14 protein-coding genes are annotated in these 15742 nt (G+C 68.6%); all 14 read left to right on the top strand.

Features of this window, described 5'->3' with window-relative positions; all coding sequences use genetic code 11:
* The first annotated feature begins 2 nt into the window (after positions 1-2).
* On the top strand, positions 3-158 hold the full coding sequence (locus AC2EWF_RS15050) for a hypothetical protein (protein WP_483640193.1): 156 nt from the start codon (positions 3-5) through the stop codon (positions 156-158).
* A gap of 25 nt (positions 159-183) precedes the next feature.
* Positions 184-2610: an outer membrane protein assembly factor BamA gene (gene bamA, locus AC2EWF_RS15045; protein WP_483640192.1), complete on the top strand. Its 2427-nt coding sequence runs from the start codon at positions 184-186 to the stop codon at positions 2608-2610.
* A gap of 102 nt (positions 2611-2712) precedes the next feature.
* Positions 2713-3744: a UDP-3-O-(3-hydroxymyristoyl)glucosamine N-acyltransferase gene (lpxD, locus tag AC2EWF_RS15040; protein ID WP_483640191.1), complete on the top strand. Its 1032-nt coding sequence runs from the start codon at positions 2713-2715 to the stop codon at positions 3742-3744.
* Positions 3737-4210: a 3-hydroxyacyl-ACP dehydratase FabZ gene (fabZ, locus tag AC2EWF_RS15035; RefSeq protein ID WP_483640190.1), complete on the top strand. Its 474-nt coding sequence runs from the start codon at positions 3737-3739 to the stop codon at positions 4208-4210. The genes lpxD and fabZ overlap by 8 nt, the downstream gene beginning before the upstream one ends.
* The gene (gene lpxA / locus AC2EWF_RS15030; protein ID WP_483640189.1) at positions 4207-4995 is read left to right on the top strand and encodes an acyl-ACP--UDP-N-acetylglucosamine O-acyltransferase; all 789 of its coding nucleotides are present in this window, start codon (positions 4207-4209) and stop codon (positions 4993-4995) included. Before fabZ ends, lpxA begins: the two co-directional genes overlap by 4 nt.
* A 45-nt stretch (positions 4996-5040) precedes the next feature.
* The gene (gene lpxB, locus AC2EWF_RS15025; RefSeq protein ID WP_483640188.1) at positions 5041-6234 is read left to right on the top strand and encodes a lipid-A-disaccharide synthase; all 1194 of its coding nucleotides are present in this window, start codon (positions 5041-5043) and stop codon (positions 6232-6234) included.
* Between the two features lie 184 nt (positions 6235-6418).
* Positions 6419-7027: a ribonuclease HII gene (gene rnhB / locus AC2EWF_RS15020; protein WP_483640187.1), complete on the top strand. Its 609-nt coding sequence runs from the start codon at positions 6419-6421 to the stop codon at positions 7025-7027.
* Positions 7028-7222: 195 nt separating this feature from the next.
* Entirely contained in the window at positions 7223-7417 is a 195-nt protein-coding gene (locus tag AC2EWF_RS15015; protein ID WP_483640186.1) for a hypothetical protein, read from the top strand.
* Between the two features lie 115 nt (positions 7418-7532).
* Positions 7533-11081: a DNA polymerase III subunit alpha gene (dnaE, locus tag AC2EWF_RS15010; RefSeq protein ID WP_483640185.1), complete on the top strand. Its 3549-nt coding sequence runs from the start codon at positions 7533-7535 to the stop codon at positions 11079-11081.
* A gap of 314 nt (positions 11082-11395) precedes the next feature.
* Positions 11396-12352 (top strand): acetyl-CoA carboxylase carboxyltransferase subunit alpha, encoded by a 957-nt coding sequence (locus tag AC2EWF_RS15005; RefSeq protein ID WP_483640184.1) that lies wholly within the window; start codon positions 11396-11398, stop codon positions 12350-12352.
* Between the two features lie 86 nt (positions 12353-12438).
* Positions 12439-13176 carry an NYN domain-containing protein gene (locus AC2EWF_RS15000; RefSeq protein WP_483640183.1) on the top strand — a complete coding sequence of 246 codons (738 nt, stop codon included), beginning with the start codon at positions 12439-12441 and terminating at the stop codon, positions 13174-13176.
* Complete coding sequence (gene tilS / locus AC2EWF_RS14995) at positions 13173-14477, top strand: tRNA lysidine(34) synthetase TilS (RefSeq protein ID WP_483640182.1); 1305 nt, start codon at positions 13173-13175, stop codon at positions 14475-14477. The genes AC2EWF_RS15000 and tilS overlap by 4 nt, the downstream gene beginning before the upstream one ends.
* A gap of 95 nt (positions 14478-14572) precedes the next feature.
* Entirely contained in the window at positions 14573-14830 is a 258-nt protein-coding gene (locus AC2EWF_RS14990) for an exodeoxyribonuclease VII small subunit (protein ID WP_483640181.1), read from the top strand.
* Positions 14814-15710 carry a polyprenyl synthetase family protein gene (locus AC2EWF_RS14985; RefSeq protein WP_483640180.1) on the top strand — a complete coding sequence of 299 codons (897 nt, stop codon included), beginning with the start codon at positions 14814-14816 and terminating at the stop codon, positions 15708-15710. Before AC2EWF_RS14990 ends, AC2EWF_RS14985 begins: the two co-directional genes overlap by 17 nt.
* The last annotated feature ends 32 nt before the right edge of the window (positions 15711-15742 follow it).

Raw genomic sequence — 15742 nt, 5'->3', positions numbered from 1 at the left:
CGATGACCCGCAGCACCGGTTCGTCGACGCCGCAAACGTTCGTGCCGGCCGCGCCATCGCGCGGCGGCTTGCTGCACCCGGTGCCCCTCGCGGGCGCCAGCTCTTTCTCGCGGCAGGGCCTCGCCCTGCCGCGTGCCTTGATCGGGCCGGCGGCCTGATCGAAACCCTCCACCGGAATCGACGATGAAGCGTATCGCCGCCCTGCTGCTGCTTGCCTCCCTCTCCGCCAACGCGCTCGCCTTCGATCCGTTCGTGATCTCGGATATCCGCATCGACGGCCTCTCGCGCATCTCGGCCGGCACGGTGTTCAACTACCTCCCGGTCAGCCGCGGCGACCGCATGACCGACGCCACGGCGCAGCGGGCGATCCGCGCGCTGTACCAGACCAAGTTCTTCAGCGACGTGGAGATGGAGCGCGACGGCAACATCCTGGTGATCAAGGTGGTGGAGCGGCCGTCGATCGCCAAGCTCACCATCCGCGGCAACAAGGACATCAAGACCGATGACCTCAAGAAGGGCCTGAAGTCGATCGGCCTGGCCGAAGGCGAGACTTTCGACCGGCTGGCGCTGGACAACGTGCAGCAGGAGCTGATCCACCAGTACTACAACCGCGGCAAGTACAGCGTCTCGGTGATCCCGCACGTGGTGCGGCTGGAACGCAACCGCGTGGCTATCGACATCGAGATCCGCGAAGGCCAGGTGGCGAAGATCAAGGAAATCAACATCGTCGGCAACCACGCCTTCACCGACAAGCAGATCCGCGACGGCTTCGAGCTGGGCACGCCGAACTGGATGTCCTGGTATTCCAAGAACGACCAGTACTCGCGAGAAAAACTCTCCGGCGACCTGGAGAAGCTGCAGTCCTACTACATGGACCGCGGCTACGCCGACTTCGGCGTCGATTCCACCCAGGTGACGATCGCGCCGGACAAGCAGTCGATGTACATCGCCGCCGACGTCAAGGAAGGCCAGATCTACAAGATCTCCGACGTGAAGCTGCTGGGCACCCTGGTGCTGCCGGAAACCACGCTGCGCCAGCTGGTGTTCGTCAAGCCCGGCGAGGTGTTCAACCGCGGCGCGATCGAGGCCAGCACCAAGGCGATCAAGGCGCTGCTGGCGAACATCGGCTACGCCTACGCCAAGGTCACGCCGTATCCGAAGCTGGACAAGGACAAGCGCACCGTCGACCTCACCCTCTACATCGAGCCGGGCCAGCGCGTATACGTGCGCCGGGTGATCTTCGAGGGCAACACGCGCACCGAGGACGACGTGCTGCGCCGCCAGATGCGCCAGCTCGAGGGTTCCTGGTATTCGCAGGCGGCGATCGACCGCTCGAAGATCCGCCTGCAGCAGCTGGGCTACTTCAAGAAGGTCGACATCGACAAGAAGAGGGTGTCCGGTTCCGACGACCAGGTCGACGTCACCGTGAAGGTTGAGGAGCAGTCCGCCGGCAGCCTGCAGTTCGGTATCGGCTATTCGCAGTACTCGGGCATCATCCTGTCCGCCTCGGTGTCGCAGCGCAACCTGTTCGGCACCGGCGACAGCGTGTCGGTGAGCGGCGAGCGCAGCAGCTACCAGACCAGCTTCAACGTCAACTACTACAATCCCGCGCTCACCGACAACGGCGTGGGCATCGGCTACAGCGCCACCTACACCAAGACCGATTTCGGCAACGTCAGCAACAGCACGTTCGCCAACTACTCCACCAGCCAGAAGGCGTTCTCCACTTACCTCGGCCTGCCGATCACCGACTTCCAGAGCATCCGCGCCGGCATCGGCCTCAGCAGCAACAAGATCAACTCGATCCCAGGCTACACGCCGCAGCAGCTGGTCGACTACCAGAACGAGATCGGCAACTACACCGTCCATTCGACCATCGGCACGCTGGGCTGGAACCTCGACACCCGCAACGGCTATTGGGCGCCCACCCGGGGCGGCGTGCTGTCGCTGAACGCCGAGGTGGCGCTGCCGAGCTCCACCGTGAAGTACTGGAAGCTGACCGGCGAGGCGAACCACTACTGGCCGATCGGCCACGGCTTCGTGCTCTACTTCGACGGCCAGGTGGGCTACGGCAAGACCTACGGCCAGAACGGCATCAGCGATGCCGCTTTCAACCAGCTCAAGGCCGCCTACGCCGCCAACGGCCAGACCCTGACCGACGTGCGCAACGACTTCCCGTTCTGGGAGAATTTCTACTCCGGCGGCGTGCGCGACGTGCGCGGCTTCCAGGACAACACGCTGGGTCCGCGCATCTGCTCCGGCACCGGCACGCCAGACGCGAGCGGCGTCTGCAACGGCAGCTACTACTCGTACGCCCAGCCGATCGGCGGCGCCTTCAAGGTGCTGGGTACGGCCGAGCTGTACCTGCCGCTGCCCTTCCTCAAGGACGTCAACACCGCCCGCGTATCCTGGTTCGTCGACGTGGGCAACGCCTACAAGAACTGGCAGAGCTTCAGCGCCAGCACGCTGCGCGCCTCCACCGGCCTGTCGCTGCACTGGCAGGCGCCGATCGGCCCGATGATCATCAACTTCGCGCTGCCGTTCCGCACCCAGGCCGACGACGGCCACTACGAGGAGCGCATCCAGTTCACCTTCGGCTCCACGTTCTGACGCCACCCGCCAGTACGGTGCGTCGGCGAAAAGCGCGGCCTGCCGCGCTTTTCGCCTTTTGGCGATGGCCGATACAATGACCGCTCCGCCGCGGAGAACCCCTTGAGCGCCCAGTCCAGCCATACCCTTGCCGAACTGGCCGAGCGTTTCGGCCTGCGCCTGCACGGCAACGGCGACCGCCGCATCGAAGGCGTCGCCACGCTCGCCAACGCCGGCTCCAGCCAACTGGCCTTCCTTTCCAATGGCAAGTACACCGCGCAACTGGCCGCCACCGGCGCCGGCGCGGTGATACTGCGCGGGGAAAACCTCGCCGACTGCCCGGTCGACGCGCTGGTCGCCGCCGACCCTTACGTGGCCTACGCGAAAGTCGCCGCGCTGTACGAGCGCCTGCCCGCCGCCGCCGCCGGCATCCATCCCAGTGCGGTGGTGGACGCCGGCGCGAAGGTCGCTGCCGGTGCCAGCGTGGGTCCCTGCTGCGTGATCGGGCGCGGCGCGGTGATCGAGGACGGCGCCGTGCTGGGCCCGCACTGCATCGTGGGCGAGGACTGCACGGTCGGCGCGCAGTCGCGTCTGGTGGCGCGGGTGACCCTGGTGACGCGGGTGACCCTGGGCAGGCGCGTACTGGTGCATCCCGGCGCGGTGATCGGCTCGGACGGCTTCGGTCTCGCCTTCGAGCGCGACCACTGGGTAAAAATCCCCCAGCTAGGCGGCGTGCGCATCGGCGATGACTGCGAGATTGGCGCGAACACCACCATCGACCGCGGCGCGCTGGACGACACCGTGCTGGAGGAGGACGTGCGGCTCGACAACCAGATCCAGATCGCCCACAACGTGCACGTCGGCGCGCACACCGCCATGGCCGGCTGCGCGGCGGTGGCCGGCAGTGCCCGGATCGGCCGCTGGTGCATGATCGGCGGTAATGCCGGCGTGCTCGGCCATCTGGAACTGGCCGACCGGGTTACCATTACCGCCAAGAGCCTGGTCACGCACTCGATACGTGAGCCGGGCGAGTATTCCTCCGGCACCCCGCTGCAGGACAACCGCCAGTGGCGCAAGAGCGCAGCCCGCTTCAAGCATCTGGACGATTTCGCGCGCCGCCTCTCGGCGCTGGAAAAGGACAAGAACGATGAATGACTTCCCCGCCCCCGTGACCCTGCCGGTGAACGTGGAACAGATCCAGCAATTGCTGCCGCACCGCTATCCCTTCCTGCTGGTCGACCGGGTGGTCGAGATCGTGCCCGACCAGAGCGTGGTGGCGCTGAAGAACGTCACCATCAACGAGCCGTTCTTCAACGGCCACTTTCCCGGCCACCCGGTGATGCCGGGCGTGCTGATCGTGGAGGCGATGGCGCAGGCCGCCGGCCTGCTCACCCAGCTCAGCAACCGCATGAAGGGCAACACCGCCAGCCCGCTGTTCTACCTGGTCAAGGTGGACAACGCGCGCTTCAACGCACCTGTGGTGCCGGGCGACCAGCTGCGGCTGGAAGTGTCGGTGAAGCGCGTGATGCGCGGCATGGGCCTGTTCGCCGCGCGTACCGTGGTGGACGGCAAGGAAGTGGCCAGCTGCGAACTGATGTGCGCGGCGAGGTCGGATAAATGATCCAGGGCGCCTCGATCCATCCCACCGCGCAGGTCGACCCCGCCGCGAAGATCGGTGCCAACGTCGGCATCGGCGCCTACAGCGTCATCGGCGCCGATGTGGAAATCGGCGACGGCACGGTGATCGGCCCGCACGTGGTGATCGAGGGGCCGACCCGGATCGGCCGCGACAACCGCATCGCGCAGTTCGCCTCCATCGGCGGCGATCCGCAGGACAAGAAATTCGCCGGCGAGCGCAGCGAGCTGGTGATCGGCGACCGCAACCTCATCCGCGAGTTCGTCACCATCAACCGCGGCACCGGCGAAGGCGGCGGCATCACCCGCATCGGCGACGACAACTGGCTGCTCGCCTACGTGCACGTCGCGCACGACTGCCAGGTCGGCAACCACGTGGTGTTCTCGAACTACTCGGCGCTGGCCGGACACGTGGAGATCGGCGACTGGGTGATCATCTCCGGCTACGCCGGCGTGCACCAGTTCTGCAAGGTCGGCGCGCATGCCTTCATCGCGATGGGCTGCCTGGTCGGCTCCGACGTGCCGCCGTTCCTGATGATGGCGAACGAGCAGCACGGCCGCCCGCGCGGCATCAACAGCGAGGGGCTGAAGCGCCGCGGCTTCGACGGCTCGCGCGTGAGCGCGATCAAGCGCGCCTACCGCACCCTGTACATGGCGGGCCTGTCGCAGGCCGAAGCCCGCGAGCAACTCGCTGCGCAGGCCGAGGACAGCGCCGACGTGCGCGCGATGCTCGACTTCATCGACCGCAGCGAGCGGGCGCTCGCTCGATAAGCGCCCCGCTTATCGAGCAATCAGGCACGGGCTTTTGCTCTTCGCATGAACGATCCGCAGCCTCCAACCATCGCCCTTCTCGCCGGCGAAGACTCCGGCGATCAGCTCGGCGCCGACCTGATCGCGGCGCTGCGCGCCCGCCATCCGGACGCCCGCTTCGTAGGCATCGGCGGCAGGCGCATGCAGGCGCAGGGCTTCGAATCCTGGTTCGACATCCGCGAACTGTCGTTGTTCGGCCTCGCCGAAGTGGTGTCGCACCTGCCGCGCCTGCTGAAGCTGCGCAAGGCGCTGGTCGCGCGCCTGCGCGCCGCCAGGCCCGCCGTCGTGGTCGGCATCGATGCGCCGGACTTCAATCTCGGCGTGGAGCAGCGGCTCAAGCAGTCCGGCCTGCGCACCGTGCATTACGTCAGCCCCTCGGTATGGGCCTGGCGCGAGCACCGCGCCGCGAAGATCGGCCGTTCGGCCGACCGCGTGCTGTGCCTGTTCCCGATGGAGCCGGCCATCTACGCGAAGCACGGCGTCGACGCCCGCTTCACCGGCCACCCGCTGGCCGACCGCTTTCCACTCGTTTCGGACCGCGCCGCCGCCCGCGACGCACTGCAATTGCCACAGGATGCGCCGGTACTGGCCGTGTTGCCGGGCAGCCGTGGCAGCGAACTGGCAGGGCTGGGCACCCCCTTCCTCGATGCCGCGCGCCGTGTGGCCGCCGCCCTGCCCGGCCTGCGCGTGGTGATCCCGGCCGCCAATCCGCGCATGCACGCGCAGTTGCGCGCCCTGCTCGCCCGGACACCGCAGGACGCCAGCTCGCCGCTGCTGCTGGATGGCCAGGCCCACCTCGCGATGCAGGCCGCGGACGTGGTACTGCTGGCCTCCGGCACTGCCACGCTGGAGGCGATGCTGGCGAAGCGGCCGATGGTGGTGGGCTACCGCGTCGCGCCCGCCAGCTATCGCATCGCGAAACTGCTGCGCATGCTCAAGACCGATGTCTACGCGCTCCCGAACATCCTCGCCCGCGCCTGCGGCATGGGCGACAGGACGGTGCTGGTGCCCGAGCTGATGCAGGACGACTGTACCGCCGCAAAGCTCGCCGACGCCGTGCTGGCATTGTTCAACGACAGCGAGCGCCGCGGCGCCATCGTGACCGCGTTCGAACGGCTGCACCGGGCCCTGCGTACAGACCTGGAAGGCGGCGCGGCGGAGGCAGCGGCAGAGGCGATCGGTGAGTTGATCGAACGCTGATCTTCTCCCTCTCCCCGGCGGGAGAGGGTTGGGGCAAGAGGGCACGCTCGCGATAATGCAGGATCGAATTGGGCTCTGATCCAATCCTGCGCAAGGCCCGGCCCCTCACCTCCATCCTCTCCCCGGAGGGGAGAGGAGGCGAACGAGCTATGCGGGGTCCGCACTCATCAACATTTCGGCGTACATGAATACCTCGACTTCGGCCAGCCAAGGTTTTTTAAGCGCAGGGGTGGACGAAGCCGGCCGTGGCCCGCTGGCCGGTCCGGTGGTGGTGGCCGCGGTGATCCTCGACCCTGCGCATCCCATCGCCGGCCTCGACGATTCCAAGAAGCTCAGCGAAAAGCGGCGCGAGGCGCTGTATCCGCAGATCCTGGGCCATGCGCTGGCGCACTGCGTGATCGTGGTGGAGGCGGACGAGATCGACCGCCTGAACATCTTCCGGGCCACCATGGCCGGCATGAGCCGCGCCGTGGCTGGCCTGGTGCCGGCGGCGCAGGAAGCGCTGGTGGACGGCAACAAGCTGCCGGAGGACCTGCCCTGTCCCGGTCGCGCCATCGTGGGTGGCGACGCGCTGGAGCCGGCGATCAGCGCCGCGTCGATCCTCGCCAAGGTGAGCCGCGACCGCCTGATGGTGGCGCTGGACGCCACCTATCCGGGTTACGGTTTCGCCGTGCACAAGGGCTATCCCACGCCCGCCCACCTGGCCGCACTGCAACGGCTAGGTCCCTGCCTGCAGCACCGGCGCAGCTTCGCGCCGGTGCGCCAGATGCTCGACCAGGGCACGCTGTTCTGAAGACGTCGACCGTGCCTCCGCGTGTGGGACAACGCAGGGAACCGCGCATGCGTGCAGAAAAATCGCATGCAACCCTGCACCCATCGGGGGCATCATAGTCACCGGGATCATCGCCCGCATGGACGCACCGGCCATGCCGTCGGCAGCATCGCCTCCGCGTGGCCGCCCGCGCCAACGAACCGCAGGAGTCGTGCCATGATGCTTCCGAACAGTCGACCACCGATCGACCTGCCGTCGCCCAGTGCCCCGCGCCCGGCTGGCCAGGTCACCGCCACGGCTCGCGCGGCACCCAACCCGCCGCACGTCGACTACAACCACCAGCCCTTGCTGGTCAGCGGCCTCGGGCATTACGTCAAGCCCGAAGCAGACGAACGCTTCCACGTGACCTGAAGCGACCACCGGCCGGCCAGCCGACACGCGTTCGCGCGCCGCGGCGACCGTGCTGTCAAGCTTGTTAGCGGGCCTCGCCACGGTTAGCCTTCCAAGACTCGCCCGGTGAGTCTGCATGCCCGCACGCTTCGTCCATACCCACCTGCACAGCGAGTACTCGCTGGTCGATTCGACCATCCGCATCAAGGCGATGGTCGGCGCCTGCGTGCAGGCGGGCATGCCGGCCGTGGCGCTCACCGACGAATGCAACATGTTCGCCCTGGTGAAGTTCTACAAGGCCTGCAGCGCGGCGGGCATCAAGCCGATCTGCGGCAGCGACCTGTGGATTTCCGCGCCGGACGATCCGCGCCCGTGGCGGCTCACCCTGCTGTGCCAGCATCGCGAGGGTTACCTCAACCTGTCGCGCCTGGTCTCGCGCGCCTGGCAGGAAGGCCAGCACGGCGGCCGCGCCCTGGTGGAGACGGGCTGGCTTACCGCCAGCGCGACGGACGGCCTGATCGCCCTGCTCGGCCGCGAAAGCGAAACGGCGCGCGTAGCGCTCTCGCAAGGCCACGACGCCGCACTGGCAAGGCTGCGGACACCGACGCGGCTGTTTCCGGATCGCCTGTATCTCGAGCTCACCCGCTGCGGTCGCGAAGGCGAGGAAGCCTGGAATTCGGCCGCGCTGGCGCTGTCCGCCGAACTCGGCCTGCCGGTGGTCGCCAGCAACGACGTGCGCTTCCTCAAGCGCGACGACTTCGAGGCGCACGAGGCCCGCGTGTGCATCCACCAGGGCCGCGTGCTGGCGGACCCCAAGCGCCCGCGCGACTACAGCGACCAGCAATACCTGAAGTCCCCCGAGGAAATGGCCGAGCTGTTCGCGGACATTCCGGAAGCGCTGGAAAACACCGTCGAACTGGCGAAGCGCTGCAACCTCGAATTGAAGTTCGGCACCTACTACCTGCCCGACTTTCCCGTGCCCGAGGGCCACAGCCTCGACAGCCACATCCGCGAGCTGTCGCGGCAAGGCCTGAGGGAGCGCCTCGCCGCCGCGCCGCTGGCCGCGGGCTACAGCCTCGCCGATTACGAGGCGCGGCTGGAACGCGAGCTGGACGTCATCATCGCGATGGGCTTCCCCGGCTACTTCCTGATCGTGGCGGACTTCATCAACTGGGGCAAGCAGAACGGCATCCCGGTGGGTCCTGGCCGTGGCTCGGGCGCGGGCTCGCTGGTGGCGTGGGTGCTGAAGATCACCGACCTCGACCCGCTGCAGTTCAACCTGCTGTTCGAGCGTTTCCTCAACCCCGAACGCGTGTCGATGCCGGACTTCGACATCGACTTCTGCATGGACCGCCGCGACGAGGTGATCGACTACGTGGCGCGCAAGTACGGCCGCGACCACGTCAGCCAGATCATCACCTACGGCTCGATGGCGGCGAAGGCGGTACTGCGCGACTCCGGCCGCGTGCTGGGCATGGGCTACGGCGCGGTGGACAAGATCGCCAAGCTGATCCCACCGCGCCCGCTCGATCTCACGCTGTCCGACGCGCTGGGCCGCACCGAGAAATCGCAGAAGGAGCCCGAGCGCGTCGTCAGGGAATTCTGCGAGCTGTACGCGCAGGACGAGGACGAAGCGCGGCCGCTGATCGACCTCGCGCTGAAGCTGGAAAGCCTCACCCGCAACGTCGGCAAGCACGCCGGCGGCGTGGTGATCGGCCCCAAGCCGCTCACCGAATTCGCGCCGATGTACTGCGAAGCGGGCGGCGGCGGCGTGGTCACCCAGTACGACAAGGACGACGTGGAAGCCGTCGGCCTGGTGAAGTTCGACTTCCTCGGCCTGCGCACGCTCACCATCATCGACTGGGCGGTAAAGGCGATCAACGCGCGCCGCGCGCAAAGCGGCGAGGAACCGCTGGACATCGCCAAGCTGCCGCTGGACGACGCCACCACCTACGCCGAGATCTTCGCCAAGGCGAAGACGGTGGCGATCTTCCAGTTCGAATCGTCGGGCATGCAGCGCATGCTGAAGGACGCCAGGCCCGACCGCTTCGACGACCTCATCGCGCTGGGCGCGCTGTACCGCCCCGGCCCGATGGACCTGATCCCCACCTTCGTGGCGCGCAAGCACGGCCGCGAGGAAGTGGTGTATCCCGACCCGCGCACCGAGGCTGTCCTGAAAGAGACCTACGGCATCATGGTCTACCAGGAGCAGGTGATGCAGATGGCGCAGATCGTGGGCGGCTACACGCTCGGTGGCGCCGACCTGCTGCGCCGCGCGATGGGCAAGAAGAAGGTCGAGGAGATGGCGAAGGAGCGCGCCAAGTTCCGCGAAGGCGCGGCGAAGGACGGCCTGAGCAGCAGCAAGGCCGACGAAATCTTCGACCTGATGGAGAAGTTCGCCGGCTACGGCTTCAACAAGTCGCACGCCGCCGCGTATGCGCTGGTCTCCTACCAGACCGCCTGGCTCAAAGCGCACTATCCCGCCGAGTTCATGGCCGCGACGATCTCGTCGGACATGGACAACACCGACAAGGCGGTGACCTTCATCGACGAGTCCAAGGCGATCGGCCTCACCGTGCTGCCGCCGGACGTGAACGCCTCGGACTATATGTTCGTCGCGGTGGAGCCGAGGGTGATCCGCTACGGGCTCGGCGCGATCAAGGGCGTGGGCCAGGGCGCCTGCGAGTCCATCGTCGCCGAACGCCAGCGTGGAGGCGCGTACAAGGATCTCGCCGACTTCTGCCGCCGCGTGGACCCCACCAAACTCAACCGGCGCGTGCTCGAGGCGCTGATCCTCTCCGGCGCGCTCGACGCGCTGGCGCCCAACCGCGCCAGCCTGATGCTGCAGCTGCCCGACGCGATCAAGGCCGCCGAGCAGCACCTGCGCGACCGCCAGTCCGGCCAGAACGACATGTTCGGCGCCGCCATGGGCCTGGCCGCACCGGTAGTCCAGATCGAACTGCCCACCGCGCCCGACTGGCCGCTGGAGCAGAAGCTGCAGGGCGAGCGCGACACGCTGGGCCACTACCTCTCCGGCCACCCCGTCGATCCCTGGCGCGAGGAACTCGCCCAGCTCGCCACCTGCCCGCTGGGCGAGATCGCCGAGCGCTACCAGCCGCCCCGGCCGCGCAAAAGCGACGGCGACGACGGCAACCGCTTCCGCCGCGGCCCCGACACGCCGTGGACGGCGGCCGGCATGGTGGTGGCGGTGCGCAAGCGCGGCGACAGCGATGCCTTCGTGCGGCTGGAGGACGGCACCGGCGCCATCGAGGTGAGCTTCTTCGGCGAGCTGTACCAGCAGGTGGCGCCACTGCTGGTGCGCGACGAGATGCTGATCGTCGAGGGCGGCCTGCGCATCGACGAATTCTCCGGCGGCGGCTTCCAGCTGCGCGCCCGCAGCGCCACCACCCTGGCCGACGCCTGCCGCCGCCACGCGCGCCTGCTGCAGGTGAAGCTCAACGGCATCGGCCCCGGCTTTCCCGAGCAGCTGCGCCAGGCCCTGGCCGGCTACCGCGGCGGCCGCACCAGCATCAGCCTGCACGGGTACCACAACGCCGTGGCCCAGGCCGACCTGGAGCTGGGCGAGGACTGGCGGGTGGAGGCCATTCCCGACCTGCTGCGGGCCGTGCGGGCGCTGCCGGGGGTGCAGGCGGCCAAGCTGCGGCTTGTCCGCAGCGAAAAGTGATACACCGCACATGTAGGGGCGCGCACTGTGCGCGATGGATCTTTTCGCGGACGGCCACGATCTCGCGTACGCCTGCATCAAGGCCGAAGCCTGTTCCGATCTCCCGGATCCGCCATCCTGGCGGCCCGGGAGTCGGCTTGGGCAGCTCTGCTGCCCAAGCCTCCGCAGCCAGGCGCTAGCGCCTGGCTGCAGGTGGCACATCCATGTGCCGTGGCTCGCTCCGCCCGGAGCGCGGAGACGCCCATACGCCCCCGTTCCCTCGTTTTTTGCGCGCCCGGTATACTGCCGGGCTTCCGTGCCATGAACCTCGGCGAATGAATCCCAACTTCCTCGATTTCGAACAACCCATTGCCGAGCTCGAGGCGAAGATCGAGGAGCTGCGCCATACCAGCAACGGCCAGGCGCTGAACATCGACGAGGAAGTCGGCCGGCTGCGCGAGAAGCTCAAGCTCAAGACCAACGACATCTTCAAGAACCTAAGCTCGTGGCAGATCGCCCAGCTGTCGCGCCATCCCGCGCGGCCGTACACGCTGGACTACATCGGCGTGATGTGCGAGGAGTTCCACGAGCTGGCCGGCGACCGCATGTACGCGGACGACGGCGCCATCGTGGGTGGCCTGGGCCGGATCAACGGCCGCGCGGTGATGATCGTGGGCCACCAGAAGGCGCGCGACACCAAGGGCAAGCTCCGGCGCAACTTCGGCATGCCGCGCCCGGAGGGCTACCGCAAGGCGCTGCGCCTGATGAAGATGGCTGAGCGCTTCGGCCTGCCTGTGCTCACCCTGATCGACACCATGGGCGCCTACCCCGGCATCGGTGCCGAGGAACGCGGCCAGAGCGAGGCGATTGCGCGCAACCTGCTGGAGATGGCCGATCTCAAGACGCCGATCATCTGCACCGTGATCGGCGAGGGCGGTTCCGGCGGCGCGCTGGCGATCGGCGTGGGCGACCGCATCAACATGCTGCAGTACTCGACCTATTCCGTGATCACCCCGGAAGGCTGCGCCACCATCCTCTGGCGCAGCGCCGAGCGCGCCAAGGACGCCGCCGAGGCGCTGGGCCTCACCGCCCCGCGCCTGCTGGAGCTGGGCCTGATCGACAGGATGATCCGCGAGCCGCTGGGCGGCGCCCACCGCAACCCGCGCTCGATGGCGATCCGCCTGAAGGCCGTGCTGATGAACCAGCTCGACGAACTGCAGGCGATGCCGACGGCGGACCTGCTGGAGCAGCGCTATCGGCGCCTGCGCGGCCATGGCGCGTTCCAGGAATAAGTACCTGTACTGAGGGCCACGGCCCTCGGCACGACAGCGCGCGCGGCGTTACCATCGGCCGCATGCTCCGGCCGCCGGGAACCGCCATGGCCCATGACAAGCTCGCCGTACTCATCGACGCCGACAACGCGCGTCCAGCCATCGTCGAAGGCCTGCTCGCCGAGGTCGCCAAGTACGGCACCGCGCACGTCAAGCGCATCTACGGTGACTGGACCAAGCCGGATCTCAATGGCTGGAAGGACGCGCTGCTGCGCCACTCGATCCAGCCGATCCAGCAGTTCCGCTACACCGTGGGCAAGAACGCCACCGACTCGGCGATGATCATCGATGCGATGGACCTGCTCTACGGCAGCCGTTTCGACGGCTTCTGCATCGTTTCCAGCGACAGCGACTTCACCCGGCTCGCCTCCCGCATCCGCGAATCGGGGCTTACCGTCTACGGCTTCGGCGAGAAGAAGACGCCCGAACCGTTCCGCACCGCCTGCGACAAGTTCATCTACACCGAGGTGCTGGCCGGCATCGCCGAGGCCGAACCCGCGAGCGCGCCGAAGCCGCGCTCGGCGAAGGAGCTGCGCGGCGACACCCGCCTGGTGAACCTGCTGCGCAACGCCATCGAAGCCACCTCGGACGACGACACCGGCTGGGCGCAGCTGGCCCGCATCGGCCAGATCATCAGCAAGCAATCGCCCGACTTCGACTCGCGCAACTACGGCTACGCCAAGCTCAGCGGCTTGATCAAGGGTATCGGCCTGTTCGAGACCGAAGAGCGCCAGATCGGCAACGGCAAACACCTCTACGTGCGTCCACGCACCGGCAAGAAGTGAGCGAGGCACTGCGCGCGCACCTGCGCTCCGCCTTGGCCGGCGCGCCGCCGGGACCGCTGTGCGTGGCGTACAGCGGCGGCCCGGACTCCAGCGCCCTGTTGCACGCGCTGGCGGGACTGCCCGAGGCGCGCCTCCGCGGCCTGCGCGCGCTGCACGTCGACCATGGCCTGCACGAGGACAGTGCGGCATGGGCAGGACACTGCCGCCGCTTCTGCGCCAGCCTCGACCTGCCCTGCGAAGTCGCGCGCGTGCAGGTCGGCAGGCGACGCGGCGAAGGCCTGGAAGCCGCCGCCCGCCACGCCCGCTACGCCGCCTTCGCCACGCATCTGCGTCCCGGCGAAACCCTGCTGCTGGCCCACCACCGGGACGACCAGGCCGAGACCGTGCTGCTGAAGCTGCTGCGCGGCGCCGGCCCGGAGGGCCTGGGCGGCATGCGCGAGCGTCGCCTGCTGGGCTGCGGCCAGCTGTGGCGGCCACTGCTGCACGCCATCTCGCGTGCTCACCTGCGGGACTACGTCGCCGCATACCGGCTGGATTGCATCGACGATCCCGCCAACGCCGATGCCCGGCTCGCACGCAACCAGCTGCGCCATGAAATCCTGCCGCGCCTCGCCGCGCACTGGCCTCACGCGGTGGACTCGATCCTGCACAGCGCCTGGCTGAGCCGCGCTGCCGCCGAGGCCTTGCGCGTGCAGTGGCTGGCGGCGTTCGACGCACTCCTCGATCCCGCCAACGGCAGCCTCGACGCCAGCGGCTGGCTGGCGCTTGCTCCCGCGCTGCGCGCCCCCCTGCTTGACCACTGGCTGCACGCCCGCGGCCTCACCGCCCCCACCACGGCGCAGCGTGCGCAGATCGAGCGCCAGTGCACCGCCCGATCGGGCCAATCGCCCTGCATCCGCTGGCGGGACACCGAACTGCATGTGTGGAAGGGGCGGCTGTGGGCGCGCGCATTGCCGCTCGCACGCGATCCGGCATGGCGGGCGGCCTGGCTGGGCGAACCGCTCGCGCTGCCTGACGGTGGCCGGCTCTCCCTGCAGGATGAACACCTGCGCCTGCCCGCATCGCTCACCGTGCGTCTGCGCCGGGGCGGTGAGCGCATCAAGCCCGCGGGCGACGTGCACACCCGCGAGCTGCGCGACCTGTTCCAGCAGGCGGCGCTGCCGCCGTGGCAACGCCTCGCCTGTCCGCTGTTGTTCGAAAACGACGTATTGGTCGCCGTGGCCGACCGCTGGGTCAGCGCGCGCGGGCAGCAGCTGTTCGAAGCCGTGGGCAGCCTGCCACGCTGGCAACCCGGCGCGTGACGCCCGTCGAAACGCCCGCAAAACGGCGCTTCGGCCACTGCCACGGCAGCCTGTCGCATTGATTCCCGACCGCCGCTGCGCTAGCTTTGCGGGCCATGGCCAAGACCGCTTCCCCTGCCGCCAAGACCCCACCCGCCGCCGACTTCGAACACTCGCTGGACGAGCTCGAACAGCTGGTGGCGAAGATGGAAGGCGGCGAACTGAGCCTGGACGAGTCGCTTGCCTCCTTCGAGCGCGGTGTCGGCCTGTACCGCCACTGCCAGCAGGCGCTGGAGCAGGCCGAACTGCGCGTGCGCCTGCTGCTCGACCCCGAAGCCCCCGACAGCGCCGAACCGTTTGAACCCGAACACTGAACTGGGGCCGGCACTGCAAGCATTGATTTGCCGCGCCGACCAGGCGCTGGAAGCCTGCCTGCCACATGCCGAACAAGCTCCCGTCGAACTGCACCGTGCGATGCGCTACGCCGTGCTGGGCGGCGGCAAGCGCCTACGCCCGCTGCAGGTCTACGCGGCCGCCCATGCACTGGGCCACGACGAGGCCGCGCTCGACGCCGCCGCCTGCGCGGTGGAACTGATCCATGCCTACTCGCTGGTGCACGACGACCTGCCCGCAATGGACGACGACGCACTGCGCCGCGGCCGTCCGACCTGCCACATCGTGTTCGGCGAGGCCATGGCGATACTCGCCGGCGACGCCTTGCAGGCGCTGGCCTTCGAAATCCTTGCCGCGCCCGGGGCGGCACCGGACCCTGCCACCGGCATGCGCATGCTGCAGGCGCTGGGCCGCGCCTGCGGTGCCGAGGGCATGGCCGGCGGCCAGGCGCTGGATCTCGCCGCGGTAGGCGAGAGGCTCACGCTCGCCGAGCTCGAGCGCATGCACGCCTGCAAGACCGGCGCCTTGATCCGCGCCTCAGTGCAGCTTGGTGCGCTGGCCGCCGGCGCGGACGAGGCCACCCTGGCGGCGCTGGATCGCTACGCCGCCGCGGTGGGCCTGGCCTTCCAGGTGCGCGACGACATCCTCGACGTGGAAGGCGAATCCGCGGTGATCGGCAAGACCGCCGGCAAGGACGCCGCCGCCGACAAGCCCACCTTCCCTTCGGTCATCGGCCTCGACGCCTCGCACGCGCGGCTGGCCGAACTCACCGCCACCGCGCTCGACGCCATCGCGCCGCTGGGGCCGGGCGGCGGCCTGCTGGCCGAACTGGCCCGTTACGCCGCGCAGCGCCATCGCTGAAGCAACGGAAAGGGCCCGCCGCTGCGGGCCCT

Source organism: Rhodanobacter sp. sgz306013 (genome assembly GCF_057031145.1).
This window is presented reverse-complemented; position numbering and strand designations above follow the sequence as displayed.